Source organism: Mixta sp. BE291, assembly GCF_031457955.1.
Lineage (GTDB): Bacteria > Pseudomonadota > Gammaproteobacteria > Enterobacterales > Enterobacteriaceae > Mixta.
The window spans coordinates 1-15,045 of the sequence record NZ_JAVDXN010000008.1 but is presented as its reverse complement, the minus strand read 5'-3'; the positions used below and the strand labels follow the sequence as shown (position 1 = coordinate 15,045).

At 57.5% G+C, this 15,045-nt stretch carries 13 protein-coding genes; 12 read left to right on the top strand and 1 reads right to left on the bottom strand.

Annotated features, from left to right (window positions below):
• The first annotated feature begins 53 nt into the window (after nucleotides 1-53).
• Genes tli1 through J2X14_RS21030 form a run of 12 tightly spaced genes read left to right on the top strand, consistent with a single transcriptional unit; the run spans nucleotide 54 to nucleotide 14,755 of the window.
• On the top strand, nucleotides 54-578 hold the full coding sequence (gene tli1 / locus J2X14_RS17045; protein WP_352412370.1) for a T6SS immunity phospholipase A1-binding lipoprotein Tli1-KP: 525 nt from the start codon (nucleotides 54-56) through the stop codon (nucleotides 576-578).
• Nucleotides 566-3,019, top strand: coding sequence for a T6SS phospholipase effector Tle1-like catalytic domain-containing protein (locus tag J2X14_RS17040; protein WP_352412369.1), 2,454 nt, complete (start codon nucleotides 566-568; stop codon nucleotides 3,017-3,019). The genes tli1 and J2X14_RS17040 overlap by 13 nt, the downstream gene beginning before the upstream one ends.
• Nucleotides 3,020-3,038: 19 nt before the next feature.
• Nucleotides 3,039-3,296 carry a PAAR domain-containing protein gene (locus J2X14_RS17035; RefSeq protein ID WP_352412368.1) on the top strand — a complete coding sequence of 86 codons (258 nt, stop codon included), beginning with the start codon at nucleotides 3,039-3,041 and terminating at the stop codon, nucleotides 3,294-3,296.
• Nucleotides 3,293-4,432 (top strand): KPHS_23130 family T6SS system protein, encoded by a 1,140-nt coding sequence (locus tag J2X14_RS17030; protein ID WP_352412367.1) that lies wholly within the window; start codon nucleotides 3,293-3,295, stop codon nucleotides 4,430-4,432. The genes J2X14_RS17035 and J2X14_RS17030 overlap by 4 nt, the downstream gene beginning before the upstream one ends.
• Complete coding sequence (locus J2X14_RS17025; protein ID WP_352412366.1) at nucleotides 4,416-7,856, top strand: ImcF-related family protein; 3,441 nt, start codon at nucleotides 4,416-4,418, stop codon at nucleotides 7,854-7,856. Before J2X14_RS17030 ends, J2X14_RS17025 begins: the two co-directional genes overlap by 17 nt.
• Entirely contained in the window at nucleotides 7,853-9,454 is a 1,602-nt protein-coding gene (gene tssA / locus J2X14_RS17020; RefSeq protein ID WP_352412365.1) for a type VI secretion system protein TssA, read from the top strand. Before J2X14_RS17025 ends, tssA begins: the two co-directional genes overlap by 4 nt.
• 42 nt (nucleotides 9,455-9,496) lie before the next feature.
• A complete protein-coding gene (gene tssF, locus J2X14_RS17015) occupies nucleotides 9,497-11,251 on the top strand; it encodes a type VI secretion system baseplate subunit TssF (RefSeq protein WP_352412364.1) in 1,755 nt (584 codons plus the stop codon).
• Nucleotides 11,215-12,300 (top strand): type VI secretion system baseplate subunit TssG, encoded by a 1,086-nt coding sequence (gene tssG, locus J2X14_RS17010; RefSeq protein WP_352412363.1) that lies wholly within the window; start codon nucleotides 11,215-11,217, stop codon nucleotides 12,298-12,300. The genes tssF and tssG overlap by 37 nt, the downstream gene beginning before the upstream one ends.
• Nucleotides 12,278-12,823: a type VI secretion system lipoprotein TssJ gene (tssJ, locus tag J2X14_RS17005; RefSeq protein ID WP_352412362.1), complete on the top strand. Its 546-nt coding sequence runs from the start codon at nucleotides 12,278-12,280 to the stop codon at nucleotides 12,821-12,823. The genes tssG and tssJ overlap by 23 nt, the downstream gene beginning before the upstream one ends.
• Before the next feature lie 41 nt (nucleotides 12,824-12,864).
• Nucleotides 12,865-13,320 carry a type VI secretion system baseplate subunit TssE gene (gene tssE, locus J2X14_RS17000; protein ID WP_352412361.1) on the top strand — a complete coding sequence of 152 codons (456 nt, stop codon included), beginning with the start codon at nucleotides 12,865-12,867 and terminating at the stop codon, nucleotides 13,318-13,320.
• A 24-nt stretch (nucleotides 13,321-13,344) separates the two neighbouring features.
• Nucleotides 13,345-14,532 (top strand): VasL domain-containing protein, encoded by a 1,188-nt coding sequence (locus tag J2X14_RS16995; RefSeq protein ID WP_502890026.1) that lies wholly within the window; start codon nucleotides 13,345-13,347, stop codon nucleotides 14,530-14,532.
• Complete coding sequence (locus J2X14_RS21030) at nucleotides 14,519-14,755, top strand: VasL domain-containing protein (protein WP_502890025.1); 237 nt, start codon at nucleotides 14,519-14,521, stop codon at nucleotides 14,753-14,755. Before J2X14_RS16995 ends, J2X14_RS21030 begins: the two co-directional genes overlap by 14 nt.
• Nucleotides 14,756-14,826: 71 nt before the next feature.
• On the opposite strand, the gene J2X14_RS16990 is transcribed toward J2X14_RS21030, so the two are convergent.
• Nucleotides 14,827-15,045 (bottom strand): hypothetical protein (locus J2X14_RS16990; protein WP_352412360.1); only part of this gene is annotated, 219 nt, incomplete at its 5' end.

Sequence of the window (15,045 nt, the reverse complement as noted above, 5' to 3'; positions counted from 1 at the left end):
TCCGGGTGCCACCGCCGTTTCCCCTTTAGCCCTGCCTCAACAAGGAACGTCAGATGAAACCTTTACTGTTAAGCCCGCTGCTGGCGGGTCTGCTGCTGTTAACCGGTTGCTCACAGCCTGTGGCGCAAGCCGGGGGCGGTGGCACCATTGACGCCATCAACCACACAAAATGGGCGATTAACCACTTCAGTGTGGATAACCAGTCGGGCATCGACATTATCGGCCCGTTCCAGGGCGGCGGTGGCGGCTGCTGCTACAGCGTGCCCGCCCGGTGGACGCCGGGTATGACGGTGCGTATTGACTGGGAAAGTGGGGTTGGTGGCTCTAAAGGTTTTCCTGGATTTGCTGATACTGAAAAATATCTTGCCTGGGAAAAAAAAATGAAGGCCCAGAACCGGCAGCACAGCAAAACCGTCCCGGTTCCCGACTATACCGGTCAGGATGTCTGCGGCATCACCGTGCACTTTTTGCCCTGCGATGAGGTGAAGGTCACGACCAGTTGTTACACCTACGGCAGCCCGGCCTACCCGATAAAAGAGCCCATCAGGATGAAGGAGCCAGAGGTATGTCCGAAATAATGGAAACCGATTTAGCATGGGTGCCGCCGCCGTTTCCGGCGCAGGGGCGCCTGCCAACCCAGGCGCTGCAGGTCGGGCAGAATTGCCACCGGCAGAACAGCGCCGAGCGGCTGTATCGTCAGGAACTGTGCCTGGCGGCCGGGCGGCGTGTGGGGCCGCCGTGCTGCAAGACGCTACATATCAGTCTGTTTTTCGACGGTACGGGTAATAACCTGAACAATGATCTGTTCCTGTCTGACCCGAAGCATCCGACCAATATTGCGCGGTTGTTTCGTGCCACTATTGGCGCCGGGACGGCGGGCGGGGTGCCGACGGGCGGGCAGTCCATGCTGCTGGATGATGCCGGAGACGGTAACGGGAAATACTTCAAGTTTTATATTCCCGGCGTGGGCACCCCGTTCCCGGAGGTGAACGACCCGGACTATTCCACCATGGGGCTGGTGGGCGCGGCCAGGGGCGAAGAGCGTATTAACTGGGCGCTGCTGCGCATTATTGATGTGCTTATGCGCGTAAGTAAGGATACGAAAAACAACAGCATAAAGCTGTCAGAGGGGGACAGCCGCAGATCTATAGAAAAAATGGGTACCAGCTGGAACCGTCTGTGGTCTGGCGGCAGCCACAGCCGCTATGAAGAGTTCAGTCGCTTACTGAACGATTTGGCACCAAAACTGAAGCCATTGATTATTCAGCCGGAGCCGGGCAAGCCGAAGCTGCTGGGTATCAAGCTGTACGTTTACGGTTTTTCCCGCGGTGCTGCCGCTGCGCGTACGTTTGTACGCTGGCTGAGCGAACTGCTGCCCCCGCCAGAGGCGGAAGGCGAAAAACCCCCGCAGTGCCTGCAGATTGGTGAACTGCAGTTGCCCGTCAGTGTGGAGTTTCTCGGGCTGCTGGATACCGTGGCCTCCGTTGGGGTGGCGCATGTGGTGCCGATTGCCGAGGGGCATATGTCCTGGGCAGATGACACCATGGAGCTGCCGGACGATGAAACCTATGGTGGGCTGATAAAAAAATGCGTGCATCTGGTCTCCGGGCATGAGCAGCGTCTCTGCTTTCCGCTGGACTCGGTGCGCCGGAGTAACGGCAAATATCCGCCTTATGCCACCGAGGTGGTTTACCCCGGGATGCACTCGGATATTGGTGGCGGTTATCCGCCGGGAGATCAGGGGAAGGCCAATGGTGAGCACGATGGATTGTTACTGTCTCAGATTATTTTGCAGGATCTATATTCCTCTGCTTTTGAGGTCGGAGCACCCTTAAAAGTACCGCAGGATGTATTACCAGAATCATCTACAGATAATTGGCGAATCATGCCTATTGATCTGATTTCTCAATTTTTAGTTTCTGATGTGCTTATTAAACGTTTCAACGCCTGGCGCGAGCTCACCCTGAATCTGACCACGTCAGAAAAAATCACGCCTGAAGAGGCATCCCGATACGAACCACCGCGTGCCAGCGGCAGTCTGGAAACCGTTGTCGAAAACCAGATTGCGTGGATCACCGCCTGGCGTATCGATCGCTATGCCAGAGGTTCGGTGCTGAAAACGCCATTCTACCAGCGCGCCACGAATACCGAAGCGTTGCCCGCCGCGCGTCAGGCAGCAGAAAAAACACGGGATGAAAAGCAGAGAAAAGTACTGGAAAAGCGCCAGAAACAGAAAGCAGATCAGCCCGCTGACAAGATGGATGAGCTGATTCTTTATCCGGGCATCAAGGATTTCGACCCGGATATGGCGCAGACCCAGCTGTCTGAAGCGGCGAAGGAGTTTGGTAAGGATTACCACGACGGTTACCGTATCCCGGAGAACCTGGCGCAGGTGGTGCTGGATACCGTGCTGCAGCCGATGATTTTCGTGCTCAATACCGATGATGAACCTCAGGAATACCGGCGAATGAAGGCTGCCGGAGATGCCCGGGTGGCACTCCTGTTTCCTGCCGCCGGTGAGGCCAGTAATGCAGAACGGCCTGCCGGGCTGGTCAGGGCGTTGTTCGACGATCAGGTACACGACTCGCGTGCCTGGTTTATGCACGCTGCGCTGGGTACGCGCGAGATGTGGAGCGGCTACTTCCGCTACCGGATGATTTATTTCAGCGACAAATGTAATAAGTCCCTGTCACCGCTGGTGATCGCCGGAGACCTGGTGGGCTTTGCCTCGTTGGCCACGGGCATCGTGCTGAGCTTCAGACAAAAGCGTCTGAGCGGAAAGCTGGCCGGGCTGGCCGCGACAGGCGCAGCACGCTCGCTGCAGGTTGCGGTGCTGGATCGGATCACCCGCGAACCCGTGCCGGAACTGCCGGGTGGGGAGCGGTTAAGGGCATTTACCCGGGAGCCGGGCATCGTGGTCGCTCAGCAAAAAGTACGTGTTGCGGAACAGCAGCTGGCACGTGCGCAGGCTGCAATCCCGGCCAGCTGGCTTAAGGATGTCCTGACGGCCACTGCCTGAGACAGGGAAAGGAGAACCCATGAGTAAAGTCATCCGAAAAGGAGACAGCCTGCGGGAATATGGCGGCAAAGTATTAGGAGGGCATTATCACTGTTTTGGTCAGGGATTTGCCTGTAAAGGGGATCCGGTTCGCTGTAACAAACACGGCATGACCACTATCTCTGAAGGTAGCGTCCTGACCACGGTTGATGGACTGCCGGTAGCGCTGCACGGCCATCGCTGTGCCTGCGGCTGTACGCTGGTCAGCTCGTTTCCTGACTGCGGTATTGACCAGTGAGATCCGTTCCTGATTATCCGGAGTATAAAACGGCACGTCCGCCCGGCGTCGCCAGGTGGCTGTCGGCCACGGCAATGCTGGTGCTGCTCAGCGGCGGTGCCGTGGGGCTGATGCCAATAGCTCAGGGTAAAAGTACGCTGGTGGCCGCCGGTATTCTGGTGGCGCTGCTGCTGGCGGGCACTGGCTGGCTGGCGCGGCTGCTGTACTATCGCGTCAGCGTGCATAACGCCGCTTTCTACTATCAACTCGTGGCATATGAACAGCAACAGTGGTGGGCGCAGCATCGGCAGCCGTTTTGGTTAAAGGAAGGTCTGTTGCTGGGGCCAGCAGGTACGTGTTCAGTTGACTGGCTGCGCGTGCTTAATCGTGAGCAACGTCCACCGGAGGAAAAAAAAGAGGGGGCCAACAGCGTACTGAGACTGCCACAAATTTCGGCTACGGATCCCATCGCACGTGAAAAGTGGCTGGCGGAACTGCTGGTTATTGAGTGGCAAAAGCAGCGTAGCGAAAAAAAGCTGACTTCGCCGCTGCGTTGCTACTGGCAAGGTGCTGACATCACCTGGCAGGCATTCCGCGCACAAATGGCGATCGCTTTCCCGGAAGTCGCGCTGCCAGTACGGCCTGAGTCCTGGCAAGGGGAAGTCAGTCTTGCTGAGATAGCAAGCGATCTTGCAAAAGCCAAACCTGATGACACGATGCTGATCGCCGGGTGTCAGGTGATCGCGGGGCGGCCAGGTACAACGCACCCTGCCGGGGAATCTGCCGCCCTGTGGCTGGCCGGACGGAATGGCCCGGTACAGCTGACGCGTGGTGAAACCTTTTCGTCCGAGAAAGGCGACGCATTGCTCACAGTGTTTGCCCGTGCACTGGAACAGAGCGAACTGAAAGATCCTCCAGACGCCTGTACGTTATTTTCCCGGCCCGACATCAAGGCGCTGGCGGGCAGCGGCTGGGATATTAGCCAGCATCTGCAGGACGCCAACTGGGGGGATATTGGCGATATGGACGCTCTGATCGTTTTATCGCTGGCGGCAATCTATGCCGCGCACCACCAACAACCGTGTGGCTGGATTGCCCACGACCCGATGAACACCCTCGCAACTGGAATTGTAAAACCTGATGGACAACGTCAATAAACCCGCTGCCTTCTCTGTGGCAGCCACGGCAACGGTCTGTATTGCTGTGACCACTCTGGTGGTACTGCTGGGTGGACTGGCATGGTGGCTGTGGGCGACCGAACGTTCCACGGAATGGGAAACGCTCCGACCGCTTATCCTCACTGGCTTTATCGTCTGGGGAATTGCGCTCAGCCTGCTGGTATTGGGGTTTGTGGCCTTCCGGTTATTGATTAAGGACAAGGTTAGCCCGTCGGCATCCCACAAGCGTAAACCCGCAAAGGTTACCGGGCACGAAGCTGCTTATGGACTGCTGAAGACACACCTCCGTTCACGCTATAGCCCCTTCTGGCGTCGTAAAACCCGTCTGTTGTTAATCACTGGTGATGAGGCAGCAATCGACCTCCTCGTACCTGGCCTGCAGGAAAAGCAGTGGCTTGAAGGTAACCGTACCGTGCTGATTCACGGCGGGAGCCTGACAACTGAACCGGACAAGGAAAAATATACCGCGCTGCGTAAACTGCGGCGTGGACGCCCGCTGGACGGTGTTGTTCGCGTCATGCCGCCGTCGCTTAATCTGACCCCACAAATCAGTGACAACGATTTACGCGGACTGGAAAAAATCAGCGACCTGCTGCGCTATTCCGCACCGGTCTGGTTATGGCAGCTGTGCGACAGCGAGTGGTCGCAGGCAAAACGCACTGAGCAGACGGTAGGGGCCAGTTTCCCGCTGGGTGCTAAGCCTGACGATATTACCCGCCAGCTTGAATTGATGCTGCCGATACTGCGGACGCAGGGTGTGAGCCAGGTCACTGGCAACAACAGCCACGACTTCCTGCTGCGCCTGGGGCAGTACCTGCAAAAAGGCGGGATTGTCCGCTGGGCTCAGCAACTGGTGCCATGGCTGGCTGCCTCCCAGCAGCGTGTGCCGCTGCGTGGCCTGATGTTCAGCCTGCCGGAGAATAAACCTGTCGATATCGCAGAGGGAACAGCCGACGCGGAGAAATATATCTCGGAATCACAACGCCATGCGCTGATCCTGCCGGTTACCTGGCAGGGTATCGTTGAGGACTGTACCCGCGTGCGTGGCCGCCGTGTCGGTATGGCGTGGGAACAGACGCTGGCCTGGTCACTGATGATCATTATTGGTGTCTGGGGGGCGGGGATGCTGCTGTCGTTTGCGGTCAACCGCCTGCAAATCGTCTCTGTTGCGCAGCAGGCTCATGCCCTGGTGGCGCATCCTTCCGTATCGGATAACCAGCTGACGGCCCTGCATACGCTGCGTAATGATGCCGGTCGCCTGCAGCACCGTATTCAGAATGGCGCGCCATGGTATCAGCGCTTCGGTCTGAACCATAACCAGCAGCTGCTCGATGCGATGCTGCCCTGGTACGGCGTGGCGAACAACCGCCTGATACGCGACCCGGCGAACGAGGCGCTGACGCAGAAGCTCAGTGCGCTGGCGAATTCTGCACCCGGCAGCGACCAGCGGGCACAGCTGGCGAAGCCGGGCTATGACCAGCTGAAAGCCTGGCTGATGATGGGCCATCCGGATAAAGCCGACGGCGCGTATTACGCGCAGACCATGAAAAGCGTGCAGCCGACGCGGATGGGCGTCTCAACCGGTCTGTGGCAAAGCCTGGCGCCTGATTTATGGGCCTTCTACATCACCGAACTGCCTAAGCAGCCACAGTGGAAAATCACGCCGGACACACAGCTGGTCAGTCAGAGTCGCCAGGTGTTGTTGCAGCAAATTGGTCGCCGTAATGCGGAAAGTACGCTGTATGAAAACATGCTCAAATCTGTGCGTCGTAACTTTGCCGATGTGTCTCTGGAAGATATGACCAGCGGTACCGATGCGCGGCGACTGTTCACCACCGAGGAGGTGGTGCCGGGCATGTTTACTCGCCAGGCGTGGGAAGGGGGGATCCAGCAGGCCATTGAGAAGGCGGCAAGGTCACGTCGCGATGAAATCGACTGGGTGTTAAGCGATTCCCATAAGGCCGTATCAGCTGACCTTTCGCCTGAAGCCCTGAAAGCGCGGCTGACGCAACGTTACTTCACTGACTTTGCCGGCAGCTGGCTGAGTTTCCTTAACAGCCTGCGACTTAATCAGGCAAGCAACATTGCTGACGTCACCGACCAGCTGACGCTGATGAGTGATGTCCGGCAGTCGCCACTGATTGCCCTGATGAATACCATCGCCTGGCAGGGACAGACCGGCCAGCAAAGCAGGGGCCTTTCGGATTCCATCATCAAATCGGCTAAAGACCTGGTCGGCGGAAAAGGCAAACCCGCGATCGACCAGTCTGCGTCAGGGCCGCAGGGGCCGCTGGATGAAACCTTTGGTCCGCTGCTTCAGCTTCTGGGTAAAAACAAAGGCAGCAACGTGATGTCGGCGGACAACTCGCTGAGCCTGCAGACATATCTGACACGCATCACCCGCGTGCGTCTGCGTCTGCAACAGGTAGCCAGCGCCTCTGACCCGCAGGAGATGATGCAGAACCTCGCGCAGACTGTATTCCAGGGCAAAAGCGTGGATCTGACCGATACCCGGCAGTACGGCAGCCTGATTTCAGCAAGTCTTGGCGAAGAGTGGAGCAGTTTTGGCAGCACGATGTTTGTGCAGCCCCTGGCCCAGGCCTGGGAGACCGTGCTTCAGCCGTCGGCAGCCAGCCTGAATGATAAATGGAGCCGCGCCGTGGTGGCGAACTGGCACACCGCCTTTGACGGACGCTTCCCGTTCGCTGCGAATAAAAGTGATGCCTCTCTGCCGATGCTGGCTGAATTTGTGCGTAAGGACAGCGGACGTATTGAGCGCTTCCTGACCACTGAGCTCAGCGGTGTGCTGCACAAAGAGGGCAGCCAGTGGGTACCGGATAAGGTCAACAGCCAGGGGCTGAGCTTTAACCCGGCCTTCCTGCGGACCATTAATCAGCTGAGCCAGCTGTCGGACATTCTGTTTACCGATGGCAGCCAGGGCATCAGCTTTGAGCTGCAGGCGCGTCCTGTACCGCAGCTGGTGGAAACTCAGTTGATCATTGACGGACAAAAGCTGCATTACTTCAACCAGATGGCCGACTGGCAGAGCTTCCGCTGGCCGGGTGATACTTATAAACCGGGAACCATGCTGACCTGGACCACCGTCAACGCCGGTGCGCGTCTGTTCGGAGAATACAGCGGGACCTGGGGCTTCATTCGCTGGCTGGCCCAGGGCAAGCGTCAGCAGCTTGACCGCAGCCAGTGGCTGATGAGTTTCACCACGCCGGACGGTCGAACCCTGCAATGGGTGCTGCGCTCACAGCTCGGAAAAGGCCCGCTGACGCTGCTGGATCTGCGTGGCTTCACGCTGCCGGAGCGGATATTCAGCGTCGACAGCGCGGCCACCGCTCAGGCGCTGATGGCCAGTGCCGGAAACAGTGACATGGATGGGGTCGAAGAATGAGCACTTTGCAGAATCTGGTTGCCGCCTGTCAGGCTGACAAAACTCAACTGCGGCAACAGGCGCAGGCACGCACGGAAAACTGGCAGCCCTGGCTTGCCCCGATCAGCGATACCAGTCCGACAGGAGAAGACCCAGGATATGACGATGATTTTCAGCGCATCCGGGAGGAGGTCAATAAACTTTCCGGCATCGATACCGGACTGATTTGTACGCTTGCCGAAAAATTGCTGACCAGCACGGCCAAAGATATCCGCATTGCCACCTATTACTGCTGGGCGCGTCTGCACCAGGACGGAGAAATCGGGTTTGCCGAAGGGTTTGAGCTGCTGGCGGGGTTGCTGCAGCGCTATGGCACGCAGCTTCATCCACAGCGCGAGCGGAGCCGTAAATCGGCGTTGGAGTGGCTCGCAGGCTCTCGTGTCCTCGACACCCTGTCACTCTGGCCGGAAGTGGTACGCGACGATGCGCGGCGCACGGCCGGTGCGCTGCTGCTGATCCGCGCCAGCCTGGAGACAGAGCCGGAATCGTCACGGCCAGCGCTGAATACGCTGTACAGCGCGCTGGAATCGCGCCTGATGAAGGCCGGTGGTGTGGATGCCGTGGTGCCGCAGAACGCGGGTAACAAGGCGCAGTCGCAAACCTCAGCGCATACGGCCGAGCCTGACACGCCGGTCCTGAGCCGCATCACGTCCGGTCAGGATTTGCTGGCCCAGGCCCGTACCCTGACGGGGTATCTGCGTGAGCAACCCGATGGCTGGCTGGCCGCACACCGGCTGATGAAAAGCCTGCGGCATGACACGCTGCGTGCTGTTCCGGCACCGGATGCAGAAGGGAAAACGCGCATTGAACCGCCGCGGGCTGACCAGCGGGCCATGCTCAAGCGCCTGTATCTGCAGCAAAGCTGGCTGGAGATACTGGAGCAGGCGGACAGCACCTTCTCACGTGGCGCCAATCACCTCTGGCTGGATTTGCAGTGGTATATCCATCAGGCCTTGGTGAAGTCGGGTCAGGATGTGCTGGCCGACATCATTACCGCCGACCTGAAGGGATTGCTGCGTCGCCTTACCGGGCTTGAAACGCTGGCCTTTAATGACGGTACGCCGTTTGCCGATGAGGTCACGCTGAACTGGATAAACCAGAGCGTGCTGGACGAACTGTCCGGCTGGCGCGATGAGCCGGTCAGTGCCGTCAGTGGGACGGATAACGATATCCTGGCACTTGAACCGGAAGCGCTGGAGAAAGCGGACACTGACGGTCTGGATGTCGCACTACATTGGCTGCAGACACGCCCGGGAACCGACGCCACAAAAGACAAATGGTTGCTGCGTCTGCTGATGGCCCGCGTGGCTGAGCAGAAGGGCAAAAATGAACTTGCGCTGCATTTGCTGGGGGAGCTCGACAGTGCCGCACAGTCAATCACCCTCACGCAGTGGACACCGGCACTGCTGTTTGAAGTGAAATCGCGTCGCCTCAGACTGCTGCGCATGAAAGCCACACGCAGTGAAACCGATAAATCACGACTTCAGCCCGAGATGGATTTACTTCTGTCCGGTCTGATTGCGCTCGATCCGGCAAGCAGTGCAGTGCTGTGCGGGTAAAAACGCCTGGCACGCCTTAAAAACACACATATTCAGGTTATTATGGATGACTTAACCCTGCGTTATTACGACGCCGAAATGCGCTACCTGCTGGAAGCCGGTGAAGAGTTTGCCCGCGCTCACCCGGAGCAGGCGGCAATGCTGAATCTTGATAAAGCCGGTGCGCGCGACCCGTACGTGGAGCGTCTGTTCGAAGGCTTTGCCTTCCTGATGGGCCGGCTGCGTGAGAAGCTCGATGACGACCTGCCTGAACTGACCGAAGGGCTGGTCAGCCTGCTGTGGCCACACTACCTGCGCACTATCCCCTCGATGTCGGTAGTGGAGTTCACCCCTGACTGGCGCGAAATGAAAGAGCAGATGCGTATTGTTAAAGGTTTCGAGGTGAACTCAAGGCCGATCGGTGAGAAGGGGACGCGCTGCCGGTACACCACAACCAAAGAAATTACCCTTCAGCCGTTGTCGCTGGAGCACGCCCGCCTGTCAACTGATCCTGACGGACGTTCGACGATCGGCCTGCGCTTCAACTGTAGCCATCTTGCCGACTGGAGCCGTGTCGATCTCAGCCAGCTCTCTTTCTACTTCAACGCTGACGCACCGCTGGCCTGCGCCATGCACGAAGCCTTTACCATGAACACGGCGCGCCTCTGGCTGCGGATGCCGGGTGACATAGACAGAAGACCGCTCGACGGCTATTTCACCGCGCTGGGGTTTGGTGATGATGATGCTCTGTGGCCAAAAGGAAGCAGCAGCTTTAGTGGATATCAGCTGCTGCTGGAGTACTTCACCTTCCGTGAGAAATTTATGTTCACGGGTCTGCGTGGGCTGGAGACCGTGGACTTTCCGGCTGAGCTTCCCTGGTTTGACATCGACGTGGTGCTGGCGGAACGCTGGGAGCATGATTTCAGCTTTAGCGAAAAGCATCTGCGCCTGAACTGCGTGCCGGTGATTAACCTGTTCCCGCTGGAATCTGACCCGCTGACGCTCAACGCCCTGCAAACCGAATACCTGCTGCGCCCAATTCGCGTGCAGGATGGGCATACTGAGATTTACACGGTCGATTCAGTGATGTCATCGAGCCTGCATACCTACGTGCCGTTCTCAAGCTTCCGCCACAAAGGCGGCATGATGCGTCATGACGCGCCGGAATATTACTACCACACCCGCGTGCGCCGGGGGCCATCCGGGCTGCACAACACCTGGCTTATTCTTGGCGGTGAAGCGTTTGATAACCACAGGGTACCGGAGGATGAAAGCCTGTCGCTGACGCTCACCGCTACCAACGGACAGCTGCCACGACGTGCGCTGCAGAGCACTGTGCTCGATACGGTAATGAAAACCACCTCGACCAACATTGCCGTACGCAACCTGTGTGCGCCGACGCTGCCCTGCTATCCACCGGCGCAGGACCGTTTTCACTGGCGCGTGCTGAGCCATCTCGGCAGCGGATTCCTGTCGATGATGGATAATGCCGAGGTGCTGCGCGGAACCCTGGCGCTGTATGAATGGACCGACAGCGAAATGAACCGCCGTCGCCTGGAAGCCATCCTCGACGTGAAGCACAGTGAAACCGAGCGCTTTGAGCAGGGCTACCTGGTGCGTGGTGTGCAGATTGAGGTGACGCTGGACAGTCACGGCTTTGCCGGGCGCGGCGACATCTGCCTGTTTGGCGAGATGCTGAGCCGCTTCTTTGCGCTTTACACCGACATCTATCTGTTTAACCGCCTGATTATCATTCTACAACCGACCGGAGAGCGCCTGGAATGGGAAGAGAAGCACAACCGCCGCATTCCCGGCTGACCGCACGGCTGGAAGCCGATCTTCACCGCATTAATTTTTACCGTTTATGCCAGCTGCTGGAAAAGTGTAATCCGGGCAGGCCGCTGATGGGCTCGACCAGCCACCCTGCGGATGACCCGGTGCGGTTTGCGCCGTATCCGGGGATGGGGTTCCCGGCAAGCGAAATGAAGGCTGTCGAATATGACGAGGAGGATGACAGTAAGCCACCGCTCATCCGCACGACTTTTATGGGAATGTACGGCGTTGATTCCCCCTTGCCGACGGCATATCTCGATGACATCACCCAGCGCCGGGAAGGGCATGACGCATTGCAAGGGTTTCTGGATATCTTCAGTCACCGCATTCTGACGCAGTTTTACCGCATCTGGCGTAAATACTCTTATCCGGCCACGTTTGAGCCGGGCGGCACCGACAGCATTTCGCAGTCGCTGCTGGGTCTGGTGGGGCTGGGCATACCCGGTACGGCAGAGCGCATCGCCACCCCGGTATCCCGTTTTCTGTCGCTGCTTGGCGTGTTGCAACAGCCCGGTAAAACCCAGGAGGGGATGCAGGCACTGGTGAGCCTGCTGGCACCGGATACCACCGTACAGGTGAGTCCGTATTGCCTGCGACCGGTGGCGGTCAGCGAGCCGCTGGGCTTTTACGGTGATGATGATTTTCTGCTGGACGGTAACACGCCGCTGGGTGATGAGGCGATGGATGCCAACAGCCAGTTGCTGATTGCACTCTCCACCGAAAATGAACAGGAATCACTGGGCTGGAAGCCGGATGGCCTGCTGTATCAGGATTTTCTGGTGATGCTGCGGGTCTGGCTTGGCTGGCGCTTCAAAGCTCGGATAACCCTGACCACGTCTGTCCGGCTGCTGGCCATGCCAGCGCTGGGCGAAGGCCCCTTCTGGCTCGGCATGAACGGCGTGCTGGGTACGGAAGGCGATGACCTTCCGGCGGATATCCCACAGACCTTTACCACAGAGCTGGGTTATTACACCGGGCTGGAACCGGCGAAACCACAACGAGGAAACCGACGTGTTACGTACAAGTTTAACTAAAACTGCGCGCGGGTTATTGCCGCTGCTGGCATGCAGTCTGGCAGGCTGCGGGGTGGCGCAGGGCATCACCGAGGGTAGCAAATCGGCTTTTAATGCCGTGTTCTACAAAAAGATTAAGGTGCTACACCTGGATTTCACCGCGCGTGAAGCGCTGAATACCGACGCCCGCGAGAGTAACTCGCTGTCTGAACCTGTTGTGGTGCGGATCTATCAGTTGAAAGAGCGCAAAGCTTTCGACAAAACGGTCTACCAGCAACTGCTTCAGGATGGGGACACCATTCTGAAAGACGATTTGCTTGCCAGCCGTGATGTGGTGGTGAAACCGGGCGGGGATGCAAACCTTGATATGCCAATGGAAGAAGACGCGCAGTTTGTCGCCGTGGCTGGGTTGTTCCGCCATCCGGATCTGGTCAACAACACCTGGAAGCAGGTTCTCAAACGTCAGGATCTCGATCCGGATAAACCCCGCATTCTGCAAGCCGGGAATAACCATCTGACGTTACAGCCGTTGAAGGATGACTGATGCCACAGGGACACAATACGCCATCGCTTGAAGGATGACTGATGCCACAGGGACACAATACGCCATCGCTGTATGAAATGCTTACTGGTCATTTTACCGGCGGCCTCGACCTGCATCAGGTCAGCGAGCCGAACCAGGTCATTCTGTCGGTACTCGACAATATGCAGCGTATCCTCAATAGCCGCGCCGGCACGCTAAAACATCTGCCGGATTATGGCTTGCCTGATATGACCCGAATCCTGCAGGGGATGCCGGGAACGGCGCATGAGCTGATGGGCACCCTGTCGGCTGTTCTGCTCAAATATGAGCCACGTCTGAAAAAAATAACGGTTGCCCTGCTGGAGCAGAACGCCCCCGGCGAACTGCGCTATGCCATTGATGCTGAGCTCAAGGGCATTGGCCTTGTGCGCTACGGAACCGAGTTTATGCCCGAGGGGCGGGTCCTGTTGAGGCATCTTAAGCAACAGCAGTATCTCGACACCGCAAGCCGTATGTAAGATACGTCAAATGGACAACTGGTCATGTATGACATCACAACGCATAAAATAAAAACCGGCGGCGACCCGCGCACGCTAGCGGATTATGCCGCTCTGCGTGAAGAACTGAGTAAGCTGACACATCCGGCTCGCCCGGATATAAACTGGCAATATGTCGAAAAACGCTGCCTCTCACTGTTTGAGCTGAATGGGGTGGAGCTACAGACAGCGGCCTGGTACACGCTGGCCCGTACGCAACTGGCTGGTTTATTCGGGCTCAATGAAGGTCTGGCGATACTGGAAGCCATGATAAGCCATCAGTGGGGCGCACTCTGGCCACAGCCGGTACATGCCCGCATGGACATCCTTAGCAGTTTGAGCCAGCGTCTGCAGCAACGGATGCGCTCGCTTTCGCTCACTTACAGCGACCTCAGTCAGCTGTATCGGGCGGAGCAGCTGCTTACTGGTCTGGGAGACGTGCTACAGCGTCTGGAGCTTAAGCATCTCAGCCAGCTTGATACCTTGCGTACTCTGATGCACAACAGTGCTGTCCGGCTGGAAAGCAGCGATGACGCAACCCGCACCGGACCGAACCTTCGGTCTGATAGGGCCACCGAGAGAAATGGGGCGGCATCCTCCACGAGGGGCCTTGCTGGTTATCCACCTGAAGATACGCCAGACAGAGCAGTAAAGTGGGTGTACGTTGCTCAACCAGAACACCAGGCGAATGTGGAAGTACAGACGGCAATATCCACTCCGGTAAAAAAATGGAAATCCTTCGCAGCGGGGATGTGTAGCATGCTGGTGATAAGCGCTGTCGCCGTGTGGAGCTGGCAATATCTTCACCGGCCAGACCCGCTACATACACAGTTTGCCGCCTCACTGGCTCCGTTACCTGTACCTCTTGCGTCGGAACAACTGGACATGTTGCGTCAGCAATCTCCGTCATCACAAATGGGAATGACACAAACAGAGCAGCAGCTTGCCCGACTGGGTAAATTACCACCTGACTGGAGTATTACTTACAGCCGAAAACTTACAGAACAGGCGCAGATGCTGTGGCCAGAGCAGGCAAAGCCCCTGATACAGCAGTGGCAGCAACAACTTAATGCTGCCGCATTGCCGACAGAACAACTGAACGGTTGGTATCAGGGAATGGCTACGCTACAAAAACTGAGTGACCGGCTGAACGCGCTGGATGAGCGGAAGGGGGAAATACATGACGGTCAGTGAACTGAAGTCGGTGGTTTTTTCCACCATACAATCATTTAATCAATCCATACCGGCTGAAGAGCAGCTGCGGGTATTGTCACAAAATCCCGCTGCAGAGCCTTTGCCTGCTGCCGCCAAAGTTCAACTGGAAATGCATCTGAAACAGCTTATTACCCGCTATGCGCTACTGAACCGGTCAGAAATACAGAATGTCGCTGATGTTACAGGGCGTTCGGATGAATAAGGAAACATGTGGCTATGAGGCAGTGGATATAACCCAACATCATGGCTCAATTCACTCTTTCAGAAACAGAGCTAAAAATAGTGTTCCAGAACCTCCTCTAACTTACTGACCGCGATGAAAGCCCCGCGCTGGATACTTATCGCTGGCGGCATAAAGTTTATTGATGGGGAAGCAGCATAAGCAATACGATGTTGAATGGCTGATGGCTGATGGCTGATGGCTGATGGCTGATGGCTGATGGCTGATGGCTGATGGCTGATGGCTGATGGCTGATGGCTGATGGCTGATGG

Bases quoted from the DNA above. Each gene is read 5' to 3' on its own strand.
- J2X14_RS17035 (WP_352412368.1), top strand. From the start codon at position 3,039: ATGAGTAAAGTCATCCGAAAAGGAGACAGCCTGCGGGAATATGGCGGC.
- tli1 (WP_352412370.1), top strand. From the start codon at position 54: ATGAAACCTTTACTGTTAAGCCCGCTGCTGGCGGGTCTGCTGCTGTTA.
- J2X14_RS17025 (WP_352412366.1), top strand. From the start codon at position 4,416: ATGGACAACGTCAATAAACCCGCTGCCTTCTCTGTGGCAGCCACGGCA.
- tssF (WP_352412364.1), top strand. From the start codon at position 9,497: ATGGATGACTTAACCCTGCGTTATTACGACGCCGAAATGCGCTACCTG.
- tssG (WP_352412363.1), top strand. From the start codon at position 11,215: ATGGGAAGAGAAGCACAACCGCCGCATTCCCGGCTGACCGCACGGCTG.
- tssA (WP_352412365.1), top strand. From the start codon at position 7,853: ATGAGCACTTTGCAGAATCTGGTTGCCGCCTGTCAGGCTGACAAAACT.
- tssE (WP_352412361.1), top strand. From the start codon at position 12,865: ATGCCACAGGGACACAATACGCCATCGCTGTATGAAATGCTTACTGGT.
- J2X14_RS21030 (WP_502890025.1), top strand. From the start codon at position 14,519: ATGACGGTCAGTGAACTGAAGTCGGTGGTTTTTTCCACCATACAATCA.
- J2X14_RS17040 (WP_352412369.1), top strand. From the start codon at position 566: ATGTCCGAAATAATGGAAACCGATTTAGCATGGGTGCCGCCGCCGTTT.
- J2X14_RS16995 (WP_502890026.1), top strand. From the start codon at position 13,345: ATGTATGACATCACAACGCATAAAATAAAAACCGGCGGCGACCCGCGC.